This window comes from Henriciella aquimarina (assembly GCF_002088975.1).
GTDB classification, from domain to species: domain Bacteria; phylum Pseudomonadota; class Alphaproteobacteria; order Caulobacterales; family Hyphomonadaceae; genus Henriciella; species Henriciella aquimarina.
In genome coordinates, this window is record NZ_NCST01000073.1 from 17208 (window position 1) to 37918 (window position 20711).

A 20711-nucleotide genomic window follows, 5' to 3' on the forward strand; every position below is an offset into this window, starting at 1 on the left:
AAGGACTTGAAAGCCCGCTGACGTCGGTCGGCGGGCTTTTCTTATAGGCGGCGTTGGGCCGCTACACCCCGATATTGTCGATCAGTCGTGTGGTGCCAAGCCAGGCGGCGGCCAGCAGGCGGCACTCCTGCCCCTCGGCGAGCGGGCCCTCTTCCAGATCCTGCAGCGTCACCGGATCGACGGCGCTGACATAGTCGAGCTTCGTGAACCCGGCCGCGAGGATAAAGGCGCGTGCTTCGGCGAGAACCTCGCTTACGGGCCGGCCCAGATGCAGCCGGCAGGCCGCCCGGTGCAGCGCGGAGGATATGGCGTTCGCCGTCTCGCGCTCGCCCTCCGAGAGATAGGCATTGCGCGAGGACTGGGCGAGACCGTCAGCGTCGCGCCAGGTGCTGCCGCCGATGATCTCGATGCCGAAGCCGAGGTCGCGCACCATGCGGCGGATGATCTGCAGCTGCTGGTAATCCTTCTCGCCGAAGACGGCGACGTCGGGCTTCACATGGATGAAGAGCCGGGCGACCACGGTCGCCACGCCATAGAAGAAGTGCGGGCGGTGGATGCCGTCAAGCAGGTCGGACATCTCTTCCACACGCACATTGGTGAGCGAACCGTCCGGGTACATCTCTTCCACGCTCGGGCAATAGACGAGGTCGCAGCCGGCCGCGCTGAGCCGGGCGACATCGCCTTCCTCATTGCGGGGATAGCGGTCGAGATCCTCTCCCGGCGCGAACTGCGTCGGATTGACGAAAATACTGGCGACAACGCATTCGGACTTTTCCCCAGCTTTTTCGACGAGGGAGATGTGTCCGTCATGCAGGGCGCCCATGGTCGGTACGAACCCGATTTTGCTGCCCTTTTCCCGCTCGGCGGCAATCGCGGCCTGCAGGTCGGTGCGGGTTCTGTAGATCCTGGCTTGCTGTTTGGTCACTTGGAGATGGCTCCGAACTCTGATTTCGTAAACGGCCTGTTAACCATTTCGCTTGATTTGTTCACTTATGAGAAAGCCCATCATGCCCCGACTGAAAACCCTGCTCGCCTGCGCGGGCCTGTCTTCACTCACCCGCCGGGCTGCAATGCCCAAGGCAGATCTCACGATTGAGCCTATCCGGCGTTCATACGAAAATGACAAGGGTGACGCCACAGACAGCTGGCTTTTCGAGGCTGATTCGGAGCGCCGCGCCCATGCTGGCGCCCTCAATTCTCTTTCCTCTTCTCTCGAGCGTCTGCGCAAGACCCTTTCGGGCCTGGCCGAGCATGCGCCGATCACCGTCGAGCGTGAGCCGGTCATGCCGCTGGGCGCGATGAGCTTCGACAGCGACCTGTTCGACGGCGAACCGATGCCGGTTCTGGCGGGCGAGCAGCCGGTCGAGGATATGGACACCTTCCTGTTCGAGGAAGCCGACAGCGCTATCTTCTTTGGCGCCGGCACCAAGACAGACGTAATTTACCGGCACGCGGCCTGAGCTTTACCGCATCCGTGACGCCGGGCGAAAGTGGAGTACTCCCAGATGCCAGCAGATGGATTCGGAACAGTCGGCATGGGACAGGATGATGCCCTCACCCTGAAGCAGTCGTCTGACCGGGATTGCCGTGTCATCGTCGTCGGTAACGAAAAAGGTGGCGCCGGCAAGTCGACGGTCGCCATGCACCTGTCCGTTGCGCTGATGCGCATGGACCAGCGCGTCGGCGTGATCGACCTCGATGTGCGCCAGCGCACGCTGACCCGTTACCTCGAGAACCGGCACCGCTGGATGCAGTCGACCGGCTCACAGCTGCCGATGCCGGAGATCATCCGCGTCGATGCCAGTACCGAGCGCGATCTCGACACCGCCGAACAGGAAGAGACCAGCCGGCTGATGGGCGCCATCGACCGGCTTAAGGCCGTCAGCGACTACATCATCATCGATGCGCCGGGCGGCGACACCTTTCTCTCGCGCCTCGCGCACACCACCGCCGATACGCTGATCACACCGCTGAATGACAGCTTCGTCGACTTCGACCTGCTGGGCGATGTGAACCCGCAGACGCTGGAAGTCATCCGGCCGAGCTTCTATTCGGAAATGGTCTGGAACTGCCGCAAGAAGAAGGCGCAGGAATCGCGCAAGCCGATCGACTGGATCGTGATGCGCAACCGGGTCTCGCCGCTGGAGGCACGCAACAAGCAGAAGGTCGGCGAGGCGCTTAGCAATCTTTCGCGGCGCATCGGCTTCCGCCTGGCGCCGGGGCTTTCCGAACGCGTCATCTATCGCGAGCTCTTCCCGGCCGGGCTGACCCTGCTGGACCTGACCGAGCGCGGCTCGAATGTCGCCTTCACGATGAGCCACGTCGCCGCCCGCCAGGAGCTGCGCGACCTTGTGATCCTGCTCCAGCTGCCGGCGCTGGCCGGGGCCGAAATCGCCTTCTGAGGTCGCACGGCTCACGCAATCCGAACAAAAGAAAAGCGCCCCGCGGGGCGCTTTTTTCATGGCTTGAAGAAGGACCGGGGTGACCGGGTCGGCGGCTTTCTTATTTGCCGCCCTGGCCGCCCGACGGAACCAGCTCTTCGAGCGTGCTCTCGTCGCCCTCGCCCACCGGACGGTCGGAATAGACCTGCCCGTTCAGCATCGGCATGGCCGCGCCGTTCGGATTGACCGGCGACTGAAGCGCGCTGAAGGCATAGTCGGCCTTGAGCGCATCGGCCTTGTCATTCTCGTCATAGCTTTCATAGGCCGCCTCGATCAGGTCGGTGACGTGGGCGTCGCGCGATTTCGAGGTGGAGCCGCCGAACATGATGGCGATGATGCGGTGGCCGTCACGGGTGGCCGAAGCCATCAGGTTGAAGCCCGACGCGCGGGTATAGCCGGTCTTGATGCCATCCACCCCGTCGACACGGTCGAGCAGGTTGTTGTGGTTCTTATAGGTCCGGCTGCCCCAGTCGAAGCTGGAGGTCGCGAAATAGTGGTAATAGTCGGCATGATCCTCAAGCAGACGCTCGGCCAGGATCGCCATGTCGCGGGCCGTCGAGAGCTGCTGGGTGTCCGGCAGGCCCGAGGCGTTGCGGAAGGTGGTGTTGCTCATGCCGAGCGCCTTGGCCTTGGCCGTCATCAAGGTCGCGAAGCGGGACTCGGTGCCGCCGAGCCGTTCGCCGACGACGGCGGCGACATCATTGGCAGACTTGGTCACGAGGGCATTGATCGCATCCCGCACGCTGATCGAGGAACCGGCCCTGAGCCGCAGCGCGGAGGGCGGCTGCGAGGCCGCGTGCCGGGAGACGTAGAGCTTTTCGTCGAAGGTCACCTCTCCGGCCTTGAGGGCATCGAAGAGCATGTAGAGGGTCATCGCCTTTGTCAGCGAGGCGGGGTAGCGGGGTTCGTCCGCGTGCCGCGCATGTAGGACTTCATTGGTCTGGGCATCCACGACGATGGATGCGTATTTCTCCGCGATCGCCGCTGGAGCCATCGCCACACATAGGGCGAGTGCACCAAGTACTGCCCGGATCTTCTTCCCGCCAGCGCGAATTGCCATAGATGGTCCTCCGTCCCAAAACGTTGCCACCCCCTGCCCTCGGGGATTTAGCATAAGGTGACCGGAATCGGTTATCCAGCCGTTAAGCACACCCTTATTGCCCTTCCACTCCCTGAATATTCCTTCTTGCAGGAAGCATACCGATCCTGAAACACAAATGAACGAAAAAATTTGTGCGGCGCACAAAAAATGTTGCATGTGCGAAAAAGATAGGCTATATAGGCAGCATTAAAGGAGTATCCCCATGGCTAAGACTGAACCAAATATGTTCGGGGCATTCAATCCCGAGACTTTTGTCAAAGCGTTCCCGTTCGCCAATCAGTTCGGCGACATGGGCAAGGACGCGATGAACGCAAGCACGGAAAGCGCCAAGGCGTCCGTGAAAAGCTTCCAGGATGCCAGCGCGGCCATGATGCGTCAGGCGCAGGACCGCATGAGCATGACGGTCGAGACCGGCAAGACCCTCGCCGGCGCCAAGACCGTGGAAGAAGCGATGGAAATCCAGTCGGATTACATGAAGACCGCTTTCAAGGCCCATATGGACGGCCTGAACGAACTGGCGGGCATCTATTCCACCGCGATGAAAGACTGCCTTGAGCCGTTCGCCGGCTATACCAAGGACGTGATGGCCGAAACCAAGAAGGCCACCGCGAAAGCCAAAGCGGCCGCTTCCTAAGCTGCCGGAAAATCAGGCAGAAATGCACCGTGGCCGGCTGAGATATCAGCCGGCCATATTTTTTTCCGGCTGACTGCAATGGCGAGGGTGCCAAGACCGTTTCACTTGCTAGGGTACACTTATGAGCGAGCGTGTTGACTTTCACTCCTTGCGGCGGCCGGCCTCGCCAAACACCTATCTGCTCGCCCCCGAGGGCTTTTGCCAGGCTGAAGACCCGGACGCCATTTCGCCGGTGTTCGCCACTGCACCTGACGCCTTGTTTGGTGAAATCGCGACAATCATATCCGGTAAAGAGCGGTGGGACATCACGCTTCGCGATGACACGGCCCGCCATATCGAAGCGATCGCCAAGACGAAGCTTCTGAAATTCAAGGATGATGTGGCAATCGAGGTCGTTCCTGTGGATGGAAAGCCCGATTGTTCGCAATTAGCCATCTATTCCCGCTCGCGAGTCGGTTATCATGACTTGGGAGCTAATCGGAAACGGGTTGAGGCACTGATTGGAGACTTGACGCAAAAACGATGAACGACAGCTTGATCAGTAAGGTTCATCCGTTCAGGCTTAAAATTGCCAAATACAAACCATATCTTTTTATCATGACCGCCAGAGACGACAGACCCAAGCTTGCAGACCCGCCCGATCCGGACGGGCCGGATCGTCCCGACGACACTGACGGCACAGGGCTCGCGACAGAGACCCGCGTCAAAACCAAGAAGCCGTCAATGTACCGCGTTCTGCTCCTGAACGACGACTACACGCCTATGGAATTCGTCGTCTTCATTCTCGAGCAGTTCTTTCACAAGAGTCGCGAACAGGCGACCAGGATCATGCTGCATGTCCACCAGAAGGGCGTGGGCGTCTGCGGCATATACACTTTCGAAGTCGCTGAAACGAAAGTGGCTCAGGTCATGGACCTGGCGCGGCGCAACGAACATCCTCTGCAATGCACGATGGAAAAAGAGGACTAGAAGCATATGCCTTCACTCACCGACAGCCTCGAATCCGCACTGGAAAAAGCGCTTAACCTCGCTGGCGAACGGTCGCACGAATATTCCACGCTTGAGCACCTCCTGCTCGCGCTGACGGAAGACACCGACGCAGTTGAGGTGATGACGGCCTGCAAGGTCGACATCAATCAGCTTCGCCAGTCCCTGGTCCAGTATATCGACGAGGAACTGTCGAGCCTGATCACCGACAATCCCGCCGCCAGTGTCCAGCCGACCGCCGCCTTCCAGCGCGTGGTCCAGCGCGCCATTCTCCATGTCGAGAGCTCCGGGCGCGACGAGGTCTCGGGCGCGAACGTGCTGATCTCGATCTTCTCCGAGCGCGAAAGCCATGCCGCCTACTTCCTGCAGGAGCAGGACATGACGCGCTATGACGCGGTGAACTTCGTCTCGCACGGCCTCGCCAAGTCGCCGGGCATGTCGCGCAGCTCCACCCCGCGCGGCGCGGAAGAAACCGAACAGCAGCAGAAACAGGGCCCGGCCAAGGAAGCCCTCGAAGCCTATTGCGTGAATCTCAACGAGAAGGCCCGCCAGGGCAAGATCGACCCGCTGATCGGGCGCGATTACGAGATCGAGCGCTGCATCGAGGTGCTGTGCCGCCGGTCGAAGAACAATCCGGTCCTGGTCGGCGATCCGGGCGTTGGCAAGACGGCCATCGCCGAGGGCCTCGCCAAGAAGATTGTCGACGGCGAAGTGCCGGAAATCCTGGAAGACGCCGTCATCTGGGCCCTCGACATGGGCGCCCTGCTCGCGGGCACGCGCTATCGCGGTGACTTCGAGGAGCGCCTCAAGGCCGTGATGAAGGAAATCAGCGAGCAGGAAAAAGGCATCCTGTTCATCGATGAGATCCACACCGTGATCGGTGCGGGCGCCACCTCCGGCGGCGCGATGGACGCCTCCAACCTGCTCAAGCCCGCCCTGCAAAGCGGCGAGGTCCGCTGCATGGGCTCGACCACCTTCAAGGAGTACAAGCAGCACTTCGAGAAGGACCGGGCACTGGCGCGGCGCTTCCGCAAGATCGACGTGGTCGAACCCTCCGTGCCGGACGCGGTGAAGATCCTCACCGGCCTGAAGCCGACCTTCGAGGAATTCCACGGCATCCGCTACACCAATGAAGCGATCAAGACGGCCGTGGAGCTGTCGGCGCGCTACATCACCGACCGCAAGCTGCCGGACAAGGCGATCGACGTGATCGACGAAGCCGGTGCCACCCAGTGGCTGATCCCGGAAAGCCGCCGGCGCAAGCAGATCGGGACGAAGGAGATCGAGGCGATCATCGCCAAGATCGCCCGCATCCCCCCGAAACAGGTCACCAAGGACGACGCGGTCGCGCTCAAGAATCTCGAGCCGGACCTCAAGCGGGTGGTCTATGGCCAGGACGACGCCATCGAGGCGCTGTCCTCCTCCATCAAGCTCGCCCGCGCCGGCCTGCGCGAACCGAACAAGCCGATCGGCTCCTACCTGTTCACCGGCCCGACCGGTGTCGGCAAGACCGAAGTGGCCCGCCAGCTCGCCTCCATCATGGGCGTCGAGCTGCTGCGCTTCGACATGTCGGAATATATGGAGCGGCATACCGTGTCGCGCCTGATCGGCGCGCCTCCGGGCTATGTCGGCTTTGACCAGGGCGGCCTGCTCACCGATGGCGTGATGCAGCATCCGCACTGTGTGCTCCTGCTCGACGAGATCGAGAAGGCGCATATGGACCTGTTCAACATCCTGCTTCAGGTCATGGACAATGGCTCGCTGACGGACGCCAATGGCCGCAAGGTCGACTTCCGGAACGTGATCCTGATCATGACGACGAATGCGGGTGCGGCCGACGCGGCCAAGAACTCCATCGGCTTCGGCCGCGGCAAGAAGACCGACGAGCAGGAAGATGCGCTGAAGCGTCTCTTCACGCCGGAGTTCCGCAACCGTCTCGACGCGACGATCACCTTTGGCGGTCTCACCCAGGAGATCATCGAGCGGGTTGTCGAGAAGTTCGTGCTGCAGCTGGAAGTCCAGCTGGCCGACCGCAACGTCACCATCGAGCTCTCCGATGCCGCCCGCGACTGGCTCGCCGGCCGCGGTTTCGACGAGGAGTTCGGCGCCCGGCCGCTGTCGCGCACCATTCAGGAGCACGTCAAGAAGCCGATGGCCGAAGAGCTCCTCTTCGGCAAGCTCGCCAAGGGCGGCGCGGTCAAGATCGACGTCGACAAGGACGATCCGGAAAAGCTCGCCTTCGAGTACATCGAAGACAAGGGCAAGAAGTCCAAGCCCAAGAAGAAGGGCAAGCCGGAACAGGTCGACTGATCCTGTCTGCCTGCAGAAGACATGAAAGCGGCCGGAGTTGTCCTCCGGCCGCTTTTTTGTGAGCTGTGTCTGGCCGCTGCTCAGGCGATGGCGAAGACCAGACTTTCCGAATAAGCGATCACGCCGAGCGAAATGAGGCCAAGCACGAACAGGTTCGCCGTCTGCAGGAGATCAGGCCCCGCCTGCCCGCGGCGTGTCGTGCGGCGGGTGATGTCGCGGGCCAGAAGCAGGTCGAGATATTTCGACGAGCCGCCATCGACCAGGCCAGCCTGCCCGTTCCACTGCTTCGGGTTGCGGAACGTGCCGAACACCATGTCCCAGATCGGAATGTCCCCGTAATTGTAGCGGTGGACCCCGCGCTCATGGTGCAAGGCATGGCTCTCCGGGCGGGTGATGATGTAGCCCAGCCAGTGCGGCGTCTTCAGGTTCGCATGCTGGAGCAGGCCGCAGAAGGTGCTCACCAGGACCGCAAACATGATCGCTTCCGGCGACACGCCGAGGATCAGGGTCAGGGCCAGGCTCCCGACGAAAGCAAAGCCGACCACATCCAGCGGGTGAAAGTAGAGCGCCCCCCAGATGTCCACACGTTCGGCACTGTGATGGGTCTGGTGGAACACCCGCCACAGCAGGTTGCTGTTATGCATGGTCCGGTGCCAGGCATATATGCCGAGCTGGTAGAGCAGAAGCGCCGCCGGGGCAGCCACCCAGACCGGCCAGGCCGTGCCGTCGATCAGCTGGTACTGGCCGAGCCATGCATCCCAGATGAAGGGCGAATAACCGGCCAGGAACCAGTACATGGCTGTGGCCAGAAGGCCCTTCAGCCGCCAGCCGCGAACCGCCGGGAATTGCCGCGCGGGCACGAGAAGATCGAGACATGCCAGCCCTGCGAACACGCCAAAGAAAAAATAGTCGAGCAGGCCAAACATGGCTGCCTCCCTTGTTCTAGAGTTGATCGGGAGGCACCGTGCCTCCGATGGCCGGAAGATCGCCGTCGGAGGCCTTCTGGACTAGAAAGCGCGTGGTACGGTTTCCTGATTTTCAGTAATTTTCATTTATTATCTGACGCTTGCCGTAATGGCTTATAGTGATCGCCGAGGATCAACTTCCCATGTCTCCGCGAAAACTGTACCTTCAGTCCAGTAAATCCCGGACATACGAGCCAACCGATGAGCGCGACCAGCAAGACCAAGGGCGAGACGACTCGTGAGCGTATCCTGGAAATCGCGGAGTCCGCGGTCCTGGCCAAGGGCTTCTCGAACACCTCGATTGATGAGATCATCGCCGAAGCAGAACTGACGAAAAGCGGCTTCTTCTACCATTTCCGCGACAAGACCGCCTTGGCGCAAGCGCTGCTCTCGCGGTCATTCGAGCAGGACGATCAAATCCTCGGCGGCATTTTCGAGCGTGCACGGGAACTCAGCGACGATCCGCTCCATGCCTTTCTCATAGGGCTCAAAATGTTTGCGGAGACGATGGGCGACATGGATGAGGCCCATCCCGGATGCATGGTCGCGACGGTGACCTATCACGACAAGCAGTTCAACAACGAGATCCGCGCCATGAACCGCGCCGGCATGATACGCTGGCGCAGCCTCTTCCTGAGCTTCCTTGAAGACATCGTGCGCACCTATCCTCCCCGAACAGAGGTGGATATCGACGTGCTGGCCGACATGCTCTCCTCTACCGTGGAAGGCGGCATTGTCCTGTCCAAGGTCTTCAACGATCCGAAAGTTCTGGCCGACCAGATCCTGCAATACCGGACCTATGTCCGCCTGCTCTTCCTCGGTAACTGACCGCCGCCCCTACCAGACCATCGCATCCTTCAGCTTGGCGTGAAGCTCGGGCGGGATGTCCTCGCCGCCGCTGCCCTGTTTCAGGTCGGCGGGGGCGGCTTCCGGCTTGAGATAGCGCCAGCCCTGGAAGGGGCGTTTCGGTGTCGGGTCGACCGCAATCAGCTCCGGCTCGAAGACCAGTTCGCAGGCCTTGCGCCCGCCCCTGTCCTCGATGACGCGAATGTCGGCAAAGGGCTGGCGGACCTGGATGACGCCCTTGATCACCCAGTAGATCGAGCCGCCATCGAGCAGCTTGTCGATCTGCTTGGGCACCATGCGCGTGCGGTGGACCGGCGCGGGAAGCGTCTTCATCAGGCGGGCCTGCCAGGCTTCAAGGTCGCCGACATCCTCGGCCCCGACGCAGAGTTTTACCATGTGCAAGGTCACAAGGGGGAATTTAACGCCCTGCGAGATTTCGGCCAGTGGCCGGATGCCGCTCGGCTTCAAAATCTGCTTCGGCCTCATGGCTGGCGAAGAAGAAATCGATCGACGTCACCGTGGCGGTATAGTTGCGCCGGATCGTGGTGAACCCGCCCTTGGCTTCGAGCGACATGGTGTAGGAGGCGATGTAGGACAGCCCCCAGTGCGGCTCGGTCTCTAGCAGATAGCTCTGCTGGAATTCGGTCAGCCGCCCGCCATCAGGCCCCCTCACCGGATGCGGCAGGCTGTAATCGATCCGCAGGAAGCGGCCGCTTTCCGGGTCGAGCCAGGCTTCGGCATCGACGCGCTCGGCAAACCAGACGTCGAGATCAGAATCGTTCAGCGACGGCTTGTGGTGAAACCCGGCCCGCCAGGCCATGCCGAGATCGCTGACCTCGACGCGCCGGCCCATGCTGGCGCGCAGATCGTCCGGGAAGAGCCGGCCATCGGGCGCGGCTTCGCGGGCCCAGGCCATGGCGGCGGCATCGAGATCCTCGTCACTGCCACGCCGGTCGACCAGCTGCCAGCGCTCGCCGGCATCGCGGCGCGGGTCGAAATCGTAGATGCGCATGGCGCGCGGGCTTTCCAGCGTGACGGTGAAGGCGGCGCGCAGCGTGTCGGGCGTTTCGGTGGCGCGCAGGGCCTCATCGACCGGCCCGCTCTGGGCCGAGATCTGGAATGCCATGCTGATGACCAGCCCGAAAACCAAGACTCCCCTCCGGTTAACATGCGTCGGCGCTGTCGCCGCCTGAAGCATGGTTAACCCCGGTGATATTTACAGCGCCTGAACAAGGCGAAAATCAGGCGCGCTTTCCCTGTCGCGCCCTGCCCGGTGTGCGGTGGACGAAGGCGACCAGGACAAAGCTGATGATCATCAGGAGATACCAGGCGCCGAACTTGGCCGGGGAAACGAGCGTCCAGCCTGTCTCCTGGCCCGGATAGGCCCAGGCCCCGGCCAGCGTGCCGATATTTTCCGCAATCCAGATGAAGAGCGCGACCAGCGCAAACCCGATAACCAGCGGCATGGGCCGGGGCGCGCGGTCGGCACGAAACCAGACGACCGTGCGGCCATAGATCAGCACGCTCGCCACGAAGAGCGCATTGCGGATGTCGAGAGTGTAGTGGTGGCTGAAGAAGTTCACATAGATCGCCGCAGCCAGCACGCCCTGCAGCCAGAGCGGCGGGAAGCGGTCGAAGCGGAAGTCGAAGATGCGCCAGACGCGCGCGAGATAGCTGCCGACGGCGGCATACATGAAGCCCGAAAAGAGCGGCACGCCGCCCAGCCTGAGCAGGCTCTCCTCAGGGTAGATCCAGCTGCCCGCGCCCGTCTTGAAGACCTCCATCGCTGTGCCGACCAGGTGGAAAACCAGGATGACGCGTGCCTCCTCCCAGGTCTCGAGCCCGGTTGCCAGCAAGAGCGCCTGGATGGCAATCGCGGCGAGCACAAGGAAGTCATAGCGGCTGAGCGGGGCGCCATCGGGATACCAGAGATGGGTGGCGAGGATCAGGGCGAGCAGCGCGCCGCCGAAGATGCAGGCCCAGCCCTGCTTGATGCCGAAGCTCACAAATTCGAACAGGCCGGCGCTGACCGGCCCGCGCACCGCGCGCAAACGAAGCGCCTCGCGCTCGCGCGTCAGCCAGTCCTGGAGGGCGCTGAATCGTGACATGGGCCCTGCTTGGCCTGAAAAGACGGCCAAAAATGGCGCCAAAACAGGTCATTTCGCGATGTCCTAGGCAGTCCCGCCAAGCTGGTCTAGGCTCGCGGCGACCACAGAGAGAGGGGACGCTCAATGGCTTACATGCACAATCGCAACACCAGCGTACTGGCCGGTGTGATCACCGGCGGGATCGGCGCCTGGCTCGGCTTCGAGCAGGCCGCGGCCACCGGGGTCAATCCATTCCTCGGGGCGCTGATCTTTGGCGGCGCGGGCTTCGTGATCGGCATGGCTGGCGCCTTCATCCTGAAATCGCTCGCCCAGTTCCTGATCTTCATCCTGCTGATCGCGGCGATTGTCTATTTCGCGCGCGGCCCGATCGAGAAGATGACCGGCATGGACCCGGTCGATTCGGTCCTCACCGTGCTTGAGAATTTCGGCCTGCCGGTGAACGGGGACGCCCCGCCCACCGGCGGCTGATCACTCCGCCCAGTCGGGCTTGCGCTTTTCTAGGAAGGCGGCGAGCCCTTCCTTGCCCTCGTCGCTGGCGCGGCGATGGGCGATGCGCTTGGCCGTCTCATGGCTGAGCGCCTGGTTGATCTCCATGCCGGCCAGATCCAGCACGAGCTGCTTGGCATCGCCGACGGCGCCGGGCGCAGCCTGCATGGCGAGGCTGGCGAGATATTCTTCCATCTGCGTCAGCCCGGCCTGATCTTCCACGACATACTGGACGAGGCCGATCTTCTCGGCGAAGGCGGCGTCGAAGCTTTCGGCGGAGACAAACAGTGCCTTGGCCCAGCGCGGCCCGATGGCCGAGATCACGAAGGGGCTGATCGTCGCCGGCGTCAGGCCGAGGCGGACCTCGGAAAAGCGGAACTTCGCATCCTGCATCGCCACCGCGATATCGCAGGCCGCGACCAGACCGGCCCCGCCGCCCATCGCCGCGCCCTGCACCAGCGCGACCGTCATCTGCGGCAGGTTGGCGAGCTTGCGCAGCATTTCGGCGAGGCGGTAGGCGTCCTGCTCGTTCTCGTGGCGGGTATAGTCGGCCGCCGCCTTCATCCAGGTGAGATCGGCGCCGGCGGAAAAGCTCTTGCCGTTGGCGCGCAGGATGACCATGCGCAGCGTCTCCTGCTCCTCGATGGTTTCCAGCGCGTCCGTCAGCTCCTCGATGACCTGGGCGTTGAAGGCATTGTGCTTGTCGGCCCGGTCGAGCGTGATGACACCGATGCCGCCCGGTGTGGCGTCGAGATTGATGGTTTCGTATTCGTCCATGGCTGTCTCCTGTTTGGCCGTGACACTAGGGCCTCAATGCTGGCTTGGAAACGGCGATTGATGCGCTGCCTCGACGCGGCGGTAATGGCTGTCGCGGCGCAGCGCCGGGCGTTCGACGAGGTGCCAGAGCAGGAAGCTCGCCACCAGCACGAGCGCCACGGCCAGGGCGAAGGCGCCCGGCCCTGTCAGCGCGGTATAGGCCCCGGCCGCGATGAGTGCCTGAAGGACGGGGAAATGGGTGATGTAGACGCCATAGCTGATGTCACCGAAGCGGGCGGCATCGAGCTTCGGGCCCGGCTGGAAGGCGGCAAAGGCGATCAGCCCCGCCAGCCCGGCGGCGCGCAGCGGCTCCAGAACGGGGTGCGCGAAGGAGAGCGCCAGAAGCCCGGCCCCGGCAAGGCCGAAACGCCCCGGCTGCGCCTTCGCCCGGTCCCAGACCAGCCAGAGCGCCATGCCGCTGGCGAAGAAGGCCATCTGACCGGGCAGCTGGCGGGCAAAGGCCGGCGCGAACGGATGGTCGAGGAGAAGCGGCAGGCCGATGCGCCACGCCTCACCGCCGGCATAGATGAGGCCGATCACCGCCCAGCGTGCCGTGCCGAACTTCGTCATCAGCCAGCCGATGACCGGCAAGGCGATGTAGAACATCACCTCGATCTTCAGCGTCCAGAGCGCGCCGTTCACTTCCGTATGCGGATTGCCCGTGAAGAGCCCCGGCAGGGTCGGCTCGAGAAAATTGAGGAAAACGAGATTGGCGCCGAGATAGCGCGCGACGCCAGCCAGATCGCCCCCGCCTGTCACCACGAGGCTCGCCACCGCCGCCAGCAGGATCACCGCGGCATAGGCCGGATAGAGCCGCCGCACGCGCTTGCCGGCATAGCTTGCCAGCGAGCCGGAACGTTCCAGCGAGCCGAAGACCAGCGCGCCGGACACGATGAAGAAGCCTTCGATCGACAGCGCCGCCAGCCGGATGAGCGCCTCCAGCAGCGCGTCGTCCGGCGCGGGCCCGGCCAGAACATGGCCATGATAGACGAAGACCCCCATGGCGAAAACGAGCCGGAGCAAATCGAACCTGTTTCCGCTCAGAATCGCCTCCCTGATCCACTTCCTCGTTGCAAGCGCGTCCGGATGACAAAATCAAGCGCGCATGAAAAGGGCCCGCCTCTTGAGGAGGCAGGCCCAATCAGTCTCTGAGGGGGTGAGACGGACGCTCTAGTAGCTGCCCGAATCGGTGTCGACGTCGACTTCAACGTCTGCGTCTTTCTTGTCTTTCCACTTCTCCACTGCGGCCTCCATTTCAGCCTCGGTGACGGATCCGTCGAAGTTCGCATCGACCTTGGCGAACTTTTCGGAAGCCTCGGCTTCGGAGATGTCACTTTCCGCCGTCTTGTAGTCGACGAATTCGGTTTCGCTGACGACACCATCACCATTGGCATCGATCTTGGTGAAGGATGCCATTTCGCCGGCAGAAGCGGCCGAGAAGGCGCCGGCAGCTGCGGCGGCGGATGCGATGATTGCGAAGCGTTTCATGGGTTACTCCCTTTGTTTGGCGTCAATTTCTGAGACGCATCCTAAAGACGCACGAAACCGCCAAAAGGCTGCGTTAAGAATTGGACAGACGTCAGGAGCGGGTAGGCTTAGCCCCGGAAAAATCTTTCTATTCAGCCTTCTGGCCGAGCTGATTGATTTTCTGCAACCAGGCTTTCCGCTTGTCGGCGCCGGCGGCTTCGACCCCACCCAGAATGGTGTGGCGCACCGGCTTGAACCCGGAGATGCCGAGCATGCCGCGTTCCAGCGCTTTCAGGCTGCCGGAATCGAAGACCAGTTTGTAGGCAAAGCCTGGCATGCCCATGGTGACGATGATGCGGGCCGACTTCCCCTTCATCATCTTCTTCGGCCAGGATTTCGAACTGTCGGCGGCCGCCAGCAGGAACTCCGCCCGCGCCATCTGTTCGAAGAAGGCGCGCGCCTTTGCCGGCATCGCGCCGAGCCAGAGCGGGAAGATGAGACAGACATGGTCGGCCCCGGCGAGCTTCTCGCGTTCGCTGAAGACCGGCTCCGGCGGCGGGGTCGCGAAATCGGCCACCGATGAGAGCGGCGCGACATCGAGCTCGGCAATATTGATGCGTTCGATCGTGTGCCAGCCCTCATGCGCGCCCTCTTCATAGGCGTCCGCCAAGGCATGGCAGAACCGGCCCGGCGTCGGGTCGGGATGGGCGTTGATTATACAGATCCGGGCCATGACCACCTCCGCTCGGCACGTGGCCAGCCTTATCAGCGCGCCCTTCCCCAGCGCCATCCGGGAAACTCCCTAGCCCCGCGTTTGCCGCTGTCTGGCCCCCGTCTGGACCGGTTCTTGCAAAACGATTGTCGCAATGACGTGGTGTCATCCCGAAGCATGACGATGTTCAAAACACTCCCCGCATCAAGCAAGGATAAGGGCAAAAAACCCTTTTCAGATGCCTTCGGGATGAACACATTCAGGGCCATGAGTCTCGACATCGCCCCGGCCCTGAAAACCATCCCCTTCCTGGAAGACGTGCCCAAGCGCGCGCTGAAGGCTGCCGGGCGGGAAGCGCGCTGGTTTTCCCTGCCCGCCGGGTGGGAGCTGTTTCGGGCCGGCGAGATGTCCAATTCGATCTATTTCGTCCTGTCGGGCTCGCTCGGCGCCTTCCGCACCATGCCCGACGGGCGCAGCGACTTCATCGGCCATATCCGGGCCGGCGAGCCGGTCGGCGAGATGGCGCTGTTTGAAGGCGCCATCGATGCGAATGGCGACGGCATACCCGACAATGCCCCGCATACGAGTTCGGTCTATGCGCTGCGCGATGCCGAGATCCTGGAGATTTCACGCAAGGGCTTCGACCGGCTGGTAAAGGCCGAGCCGGAAATCCTGACCGCGATGATCCGGCTGATGCTGACGCGCCTGCGCGAAGGGCGCAAACCCAGCCGCCGCAATGCGCCGAAAGTTTTCGCCCTGATCGCGACCTCCCCCACCATCGACCTGAAGCTGCGCGCCCGCGCGCTGAAGGCCTCGCTCGACACGCTCGGCCTGAAGTCCCGCATCATCGACGAGGTGGAAGGCACCGACCAGCCGACGGGCTATTTCGACGATCTGGAAGCCAATAATGATGTCGTCATGCTGGTGGCCTCGGTCGGCGACTCCTCCTGGTTCCGGCTGTCGACCCGCCAGGCCGACCGGATCTGGGTGGTGGGGCGCGCCGATGCCCGGCCCTCGCGCCCCCTGATGCCGGAAGACGATTCCCCGGCCCGCCAGCTGCAGCTGATCGACGTGGTGCTGCTGCATCACAGCTCGGAACGAAAGGCTTCGCGCCCGGTCGACTGGCGCGAAGCCGCCGGCGCGGCCCGGCTCTTCCACTGGGAAGGCATGGACGGCCCCTCCTGCGACCGGCTCGCCCGCGTGATGGCGGGACGTTCTGTCGGCCTGGTGCTCTCAGGCGGCGGGGCGCGCGCCTATGCCCATATCGGTCTCGTGCGCGCCTTCCGCGAAGCCGGCATCCCGATCGACTTTGCCGGTGGCGCGTCTATGGGCGCGGTCGTGGCGGCCTGCGTGGCAATGGGCTGGGACGATGATGAAATCGACATGCGCATCCGCAAGGCCTTCGTCGATAGCAATCCGCTGGGCGATTATAATTTGCCGGTCGTCGGCCTGGTGCGCGGCAAGCGGGTGAAGTCCCGTCTGCACGAACATTTCGGCGAGACCGAAATCGGCGAGCTGGACATCCCTTTCTTTGCGGTGTCGACCAATCTGAGCGACGGGACCTACCGGGTCCATCGCTCCGGCGTGCTGCGCGATGCGCTGCGCGCCACCATCTCGCTGCCGGGCATCCTGCCGCCGGTCGTGCATGAGGGGGAAATCCTGGTGGATGGCGCCGTGCTCAACAACTTCCCCACTGACGTCATGCGCGAGCTGCATCGCGGCGTCATCGTCGGCTCGGATGTGGCGCGCTCTCCGGAGGGGCTTCATGCCAGCGACTTCGAAGACCCGCCGGGCTTCTTCCGCTGGGTATGGAAGCATGGCTTCTCCTCGGCGCCGCCGATTGCCGGACTGCTGATGCGCTCAGCCACGGTCAGCGTGAACCCGAATGCCGGGCGCGAACTGGCCGACGTGCTGATCCTGCCGGAAATGCGCGACATCGAGCTGCGGGACTGGGAAGCCTATGAAGAGGCTGTCCAGGCCGGCTACGAGGCGGCCAAGACGGCTATCGCGCGCGGCGCGCTTCACGAGTTCTGCTATGGCCCGGTCAACGAGATTCCGAGCGTGACCATGGAAGAGGTCTGAGCAGCCGTCGGCTTTACGCGGCCTTGTCCCAATCAGGCGCCCAGCTCGGATTGATGAGGCGCTGGTGATTGGCCTTCAGCGCATGGATGCGACCCATCTCCTCGGCGGTCAGTTCGAAATCGTGAACGTCATTGTTCGCGGCCAGATGGTCCGGCGATGATGAGCGCGGAATGGCGATGACGCCCGGCTGCTGCACGAACCAGCGCATCGTCACCTGGGCCGGCGACTTGCCGTATTTCTCGCCGATCTCCTTCAGCACGGGGCTGTCGAAGACCTGGCCTTGCGCCAGCGGGGAATAGGCCGTGACCGAAATGCCCATCGCATGGGCGGCTTCGAGTACCGGCGTCTGGTCGATGAAGGGGTGGTACTCGACCTGGTTGGTCAGGATCGGCGCCTTGGAATGCTTCACGGCCTCGCCCATCTGGGCGACGGTAAAGTTCGACACGCCGATATGCTTCGTCATGCCCCGGTCGCAGGCGTCGTTCAGCGCCTTTATCGTCTCTTCCAGCGGCACGTCCCGGTTGGGCCAGTGCAGCAGGGTAAGGTCGACCTGATCGAGCTTGAGCCGTTCCAGGCTTTGCTTCAGCGACGCCTGCAAATCGCCATCCTTGAACTCCGACATCCAGATCTTGGTCGTAACCCACAGCTCTTCGCGCGGTGTCGGGGAATCGGCGATGCCGCGCCCCACATGGGTTTCGTTCTCATAGGCCTGGGCGGTGTCGATCATGCGATAGCCAGCCCCGATGGCCTTGGCGACGCACATCTGCGCGGTTTCGTCCTGAAGTTTCCACGTGCCGAAACCGATCTTCGGAATGTCGACGCCAAAATGCTTTGTTGTCAGGGTCATGCGCGGGCCTCTTTGTCCTCGAGATTCATCCTGAAAATGCAACGGGAGCCCGGGCCGGCCGGTTCCAGACACATGGCGGTTCACCGCAGGCCCGCCCGCGCTCAATCCGGCTGGTTGAGGCCCAGCTCCTTCTGAAGCTTTTTCGTCAGACCCAACGAGACGAGCCGGTAGCTCTCGCTGAGATAGTCCTTCAGGGCTGCGTCATCGACGGCCTCATCGGAGAAGCGCTGGATCCATTTCATGCCGCGCGAAGCAAGATGCGGCGCGCCCTGGCAGCCGGGCTGCTCCTTCAGGATATCGAAGGCGAGCGGCGAGACCTTGAAGCTCACCCGGAAGCCCTCCGGGCCATTGTCCCCGCCAATCGCGAAGACCTTGCCGCCGACCTTCCAGACATGACTGCCGCCCCACTGGACGACATGGGTGGTGTGGGCGAGGCTTTCGCAGAAGGCGTTGTATTCCCCGAGTGTCATTTGGGCCCCTCCCCCTTGAGGCCGGATCGGTCTGCCGGCGGCTAGACCGCCTCGAGCATCAGCACGGCAAACAGCTCATCTTCGTCCATCCAGCGCCGGGTCAGGCGCCAGCCGGCTTTTTCGGCCATCTGGGCGAAAAGGTCGAGCGCGATCTTGCGCGAATTCTCGGTATGGATGGTCTCGCCGGCCTCGAAGTCGAACCGCTCGCCGGCAATCGTGACGGACTGCGGTTTGAGGCTCTTCAGGTGCATCTCGATGCGGCTCTCGTCCGCGTTCCAGCGGGCCTCATGTTCGAAGCTGTCCACGTCGAAATCGCCGCCCAGCTCGCGGTTGATGCGGGTGAGCAGGTTCTTGTTGAAGGCGGCAGTCACGCCCTGGGCGTCGTCATAGGCCGGAACGAGGACGTCCGGGGATTTCGGCTGGTCGAGCCCGACGATGAAACAGGCCCCGTCGCCAAGGTCGGCGCGCGCATTGGACAGGAAGCGCAGAATCTCCGCGTCGGAGAGGTTGCCCACCGTCGAGCCGGGGAAGAAACCGGCCCGGCGGCCCTTCGCCTCCGGCAGGCCCTCGCCGAGATTGGAGGCCATGAAATCCGACGCGATCGGCTTGATGGCGAGCCCCGGATAGTCGGCCTTCAGCTCATCGGCAGCGGCTTCCAGATGGCTCGCGGAAATGTCGACCGGCACAAAGGCGGCCGGATTCTCCAGCGCATCGAGCAGGATGCGCACCTTGAGCAGCGAGCCGGCGCCATATTCCACGATCACGGCCTCCGGCCCGATGGCCTCTGCCATTTCGGGCGCGCGCTCGCGCAGGATCTTCAGCTCGGTGCGGGTCGGGTAATATTCCGGCAGCTCGGTGATGTCGTCGAAAAGCTCGGAGCCCCGCGCATCGTAGAGCCATCGGCTCGGCAGGGATTTCTGCGGATTGGACAGGCCTTTCAGCACATCCTCGCGAAACGGATCGCTCATCATGCCGTCCATCAGACGTCCCTCGCCAGGCGCAGGCCGGAAAACTGCCAGCGTTTGCCCGGATGGAAGAAGTTGCGATAGGTCCCGCGAATATGGCCGGGCGGCGTCGCGCAGGAGCCGCCGCGCAGCACCATCTGCCCGCTCATGAACTTGCCATTATATTCGCCGACCGCGCCTTCGGCGGCCCTGAAGCCCGGATAGGGCGAATAGGCGCTGCGCGTCCATTCCCAGACATCGCCGAAGAGGCCGGCCAGCCCCCCACCTGTCTGCGGGGCCGGGCTGAGGCGCCCGGTGCCGGCATCGTTGCCCGCGAGCGGATGGCCGCGTGCGGCAAGCTCCCATTCGGCTTCAGCAGGCAGGCGCGCGCCGGCCCAGCTCGCATAGGCATCGGCCTCGTAATGGCTGACATGGCAGACGGGGGCCTCCGGATCGACGGGCTGCCAGCCGCGCAGGGTCATCGTCCACCACTCGCCCTTCTCCTTGCGCCAGTAGAGCGGCGCCTTCCAGCCTTCGGCCTGACAGGTCGCCCAGCCATCCGAGAGCCAGTGATCGGGGCGCTCATAGCCGCCCTCCTCGATGAAGGCGATCCATTCGCCATTGGTGACGGCCCGGTTGGCAAGCGCGAACGGCTCCAGCCAGACCTTGTGGCGCGGGCCTTCGCAGTCGAAGGCGAAACGGCCGTCGTCTTCATGGCCGGTCTCGATGAGGCCACCCTCGAAACGCTGCCAGGCGAGCGGGCTCGCCGGCTGCTGCATCAGGCGCGGCTCTGACGGGCGGAAAGCGGGCTTCAGCGGGTTCTGCGCGAAGAGGTGCAGGATGTCGGTCAGGAACAGCTCCTGATGCTGCTCCTCATGGTGCAGGCCGAGCGTGATGAGCGCGGCGAGGTCGTCGCTGATGTCTCCATCCAGCAGCGTGCGCATGCCGGCATCGACATGCGTGCGGTAGGCCATCACCTCGTTCAGGCGCGGCCGGGTCAGCATGCCCCGGCGCGGACGCGGATGGCGGTCGCCGACGGCGTCGTAATAGGAATTGAAGAGATAGTCGAAATCGTCGCTGAAGCCGTCATAGCCCTTGAGGTGCGGCTTCAGGACGAAGCGTTCGAAGAACCAGGTGACATGCGCCAGATGCCATTTCGCGGGGCTCGCATCCTCCATGGACTGGACCGTGGCATCGGCATCCGACAGCCCCTCGGCCAGTGCCATCGAGGCGGCACGCACCTCGTCAAAGGCCTCGGCCAAGGGTCCCGACTGGGCCCCGGCACGGGTCGAGAGGGCCTGCTGCGGCATGGAGCGCTCCTTTTCGGTAACCTGCCTTGGAGAAAGCGCAGGTCTGTCCTGTCCGTTCCACCCTAGAGATGTTTTACGACGCCCGGCTGACAAGCCCGGCCCGCGCGGAACCTGTGGGCCAGCTTCGCAGATTGACCGGGGAAATCCAATGAAAGGCACGTCATGCCAGGCCGGCCAGCCCCGT

At 63.2% G+C, this 20711-nt stretch carries 23 protein-coding genes; 9 read left to right on the forward strand and 14 right to left on the reverse strand.

What is annotated here, in order from left to right; genetic code table 11:
- Window positions 1-61: 61 nt before the first annotated feature.
- Window positions 62-925 carry a pantoate--beta-alanine ligase gene (panC, locus tag B8784_RS11910; RefSeq protein WP_084398181.1) on the reverse strand — a complete coding sequence of 288 codons (864 nt, stop codon included), beginning with the start codon at window positions 923-925 and terminating at the stop codon, window positions 62-64.
- 82 nt (window positions 926-1007) lie between these two features.
- On the opposite strand from panC, the gene B8784_RS11915 reads away from it, so the two are divergent.
- Both B8784_RS11915 and B8784_RS11920 read left to right on the forward strand, forming a co-directional pair.
- Window positions 1008-1460 (forward strand): hypothetical protein, encoded by a 453-nt coding sequence (locus B8784_RS11915; RefSeq protein ID WP_084398182.1) that lies wholly within the window; start codon window positions 1008-1010, stop codon window positions 1458-1460.
- Between the two features lie 45 nt (window positions 1461-1505).
- A complete protein-coding gene (locus tag B8784_RS11920; protein ID WP_084398183.1) occupies window positions 1506-2402 on the forward strand; it encodes a division plane positioning ATPase MipZ in 897 nt (298 codons plus the stop codon).
- A gap of 100 nt (window positions 2403-2502) precedes the next feature.
- Here the strand turns inward: B8784_RS11920 and B8784_RS11925 are convergent, their stop codons facing one another.
- On the reverse strand, window positions 2503-3501 hold the full coding sequence (locus tag B8784_RS11925) for a D-alanyl-D-alanine carboxypeptidase family protein (protein WP_084398184.1): 999 nt from the start codon (window positions 3499-3501) through the stop codon (window positions 2503-2505).
- Window positions 3502-3745: 244 nt separating this feature from the next.
- On the opposite strand from B8784_RS11925, the gene B8784_RS11930 reads away from it, so the two are divergent.
- From B8784_RS11930 to clpA, 4 genes are all read left to right on the forward strand, one after another.
- Complete coding sequence (locus B8784_RS11930; RefSeq protein ID WP_084398185.1) at window positions 3746-4177, forward strand: phasin family protein; 432 nt, start codon at window positions 3746-3748, stop codon at window positions 4175-4177.
- A gap of 121 nt (window positions 4178-4298) precedes the next feature.
- Window positions 4299-4703 (forward strand): DUF1499 domain-containing protein, encoded by a 405-nt coding sequence (locus tag B8784_RS11935; protein WP_084398186.1) that lies wholly within the window; start codon window positions 4299-4301, stop codon window positions 4701-4703.
- A gap of 71 nt (window positions 4704-4774) precedes the next feature.
- Window positions 4775-5146: an ATP-dependent Clp protease adapter ClpS gene (gene clpS / locus B8784_RS11940; protein WP_084398214.1), complete on the forward strand. Its 372-nt coding sequence runs from the start codon at window positions 4775-4777 to the stop codon at window positions 5144-5146.
- Window positions 5147-5152: 6 nt separating this feature from the next.
- The gene (gene clpA / locus B8784_RS11945) at window positions 5153-7474 is read left to right on the forward strand and encodes an ATP-dependent Clp protease ATP-binding subunit ClpA (RefSeq protein ID WP_084398187.1); all 2322 of its coding nucleotides are present in this window, start codon (window positions 5153-5155) and stop codon (window positions 7472-7474) included.
- Between the two features lie 80 nt (window positions 7475-7554).
- Here the strand turns inward: clpA and B8784_RS11950 are convergent, their stop codons facing one another.
- A complete protein-coding gene (locus B8784_RS11950) occupies window positions 7555-8400 on the reverse strand; it encodes a sterol desaturase family protein (protein WP_084398188.1) in 846 nt (281 codons plus the stop codon).
- Between the two features lie 240 nt (window positions 8401-8640).
- Between B8784_RS11950 and B8784_RS11955 the strand changes: the two genes are divergently transcribed.
- Window positions 8641-9267 (forward strand): TetR/AcrR family transcriptional regulator, encoded by a 627-nt coding sequence (locus B8784_RS11955; RefSeq protein WP_084398189.1) that lies wholly within the window; start codon window positions 8641-8643, stop codon window positions 9265-9267.
- Between the two features lie 9 nt (window positions 9268-9276).
- On the opposite strand, the gene B8784_RS11960 is transcribed toward B8784_RS11955, so the two are convergent.
- From B8784_RS11960 to B8784_RS11970, 3 genes are all read right to left on the reverse strand, one after another.
- Entirely contained in the window at window positions 9277-9693 is a 417-nt protein-coding gene (locus B8784_RS11960) for a DUF1489 family protein (RefSeq protein ID WP_084398190.1), read from the reverse strand.
- A gap of 10 nt (window positions 9694-9703) precedes the next feature.
- The gene (locus B8784_RS11965; protein WP_143435453.1) at window positions 9704-10411 is read right to left on the reverse strand and encodes a hypothetical protein; all 708 of its coding nucleotides are present in this window, start codon (window positions 10409-10411) and stop codon (window positions 9704-9706) included.
- A gap of 115 nt (window positions 10412-10526) precedes the next feature.
- Window positions 10527-11393 (reverse strand): DUF817 domain-containing protein, encoded by an 867-nt coding sequence (locus B8784_RS11970; RefSeq protein WP_084398192.1) that lies wholly within the window; start codon window positions 11391-11393, stop codon window positions 10527-10529.
- A 123-nt stretch (window positions 11394-11516) separates the two neighbouring features.
- Here B8784_RS11970 and B8784_RS11975 point away from each other — a divergent pair, with 123 nt between their 5' ends.
- On the forward strand, window positions 11517-11861 hold the full coding sequence (locus tag B8784_RS11975; protein WP_084398193.1) for a hypothetical protein: 345 nt from the start codon (window positions 11517-11519) through the stop codon (window positions 11859-11861).
- On the opposite strand, the gene B8784_RS11980 is transcribed toward B8784_RS11975, so the two are convergent.
- From B8784_RS11980 to B8784_RS11995, 4 genes are all read right to left on the reverse strand, one after another.
- The gene (locus B8784_RS11980) at window positions 11862-12656 is read right to left on the reverse strand and encodes an enoyl-CoA hydratase-related protein (protein ID WP_084398194.1); all 795 of its coding nucleotides are present in this window, start codon (window positions 12654-12656) and stop codon (window positions 11862-11864) included.
- Window positions 12657-12689: 33 nt separating this feature from the next.
- Window positions 12690-13718: an acyltransferase family protein gene (locus B8784_RS11985; RefSeq protein WP_233356104.1), complete on the reverse strand. Its 1029-nt coding sequence runs from the start codon at window positions 13716-13718 to the stop codon at window positions 12690-12692.
- A 147-nt stretch (window positions 13719-13865) separates the two neighbouring features.
- Window positions 13866-14183 (reverse strand): EF-hand domain-containing protein, encoded by a 318-nt coding sequence (locus B8784_RS11990; RefSeq protein WP_084398195.1) that lies wholly within the window; start codon window positions 14181-14183, stop codon window positions 13866-13868.
- Window positions 14184-14310: 127 nt separating this feature from the next.
- Window positions 14311-14895, reverse strand: a complete 585-nt coding sequence (locus tag B8784_RS11995) for an NAD(P)H-dependent oxidoreductase (RefSeq protein WP_084398196.1) — start codon at window positions 14893-14895, stop codon at window positions 14311-14313.
- Between the two features lie 246 nt (window positions 14896-15141).
- Between B8784_RS11995 and B8784_RS12000 the strand changes: the two genes are divergently transcribed.
- Window positions 15142-16956, forward strand: a complete 1815-nt coding sequence (locus B8784_RS12000; RefSeq protein WP_084398216.1) for a patatin-like phospholipase family protein — start codon at window positions 15142-15144, stop codon at window positions 16954-16956.
- A 13-nt stretch (window positions 16957-16969) separates the two neighbouring features.
- On the opposite strand, the gene B8784_RS12005 is transcribed toward B8784_RS12000, so the two are convergent.
- The 4 genes from B8784_RS12005 to egtB all read right to left on the reverse strand — a co-directional run bounded on the left by B8784_RS12005 (window position 16970) and on the right by egtB (window position 20527).
- Window positions 16970-17803 carry an aldo/keto reductase gene (locus tag B8784_RS12005; RefSeq protein WP_084398197.1) on the reverse strand — a complete coding sequence of 278 codons (834 nt, stop codon included), beginning with the start codon at window positions 17801-17803 and terminating at the stop codon, window positions 16970-16972.
- Between the two features lie 101 nt (window positions 17804-17904).
- A complete protein-coding gene (locus B8784_RS12010) occupies window positions 17905-18273 on the reverse strand; it encodes an MmcQ/YjbR family DNA-binding protein (protein WP_084398198.1) in 369 nt (122 codons plus the stop codon).
- Between the two features lie 41 nt (window positions 18274-18314).
- Window positions 18315-19253, reverse strand: coding sequence for an L-histidine N(alpha)-methyltransferase (egtD, locus tag B8784_RS12015; protein WP_084398199.1), 939 nt, complete (start codon window positions 19251-19253; stop codon window positions 18315-18317).
- Window positions 19253-20527 (reverse strand): ergothioneine biosynthesis protein EgtB, encoded by a 1275-nt coding sequence (egtB, locus tag B8784_RS12020; protein ID WP_143435454.1) that lies wholly within the window; start codon window positions 20525-20527, stop codon window positions 19253-19255. Before egtB ends, egtD begins: the two co-directional genes overlap by 1 nt.
- Window positions 20528-20711: the final 184 nt, after the last annotated feature.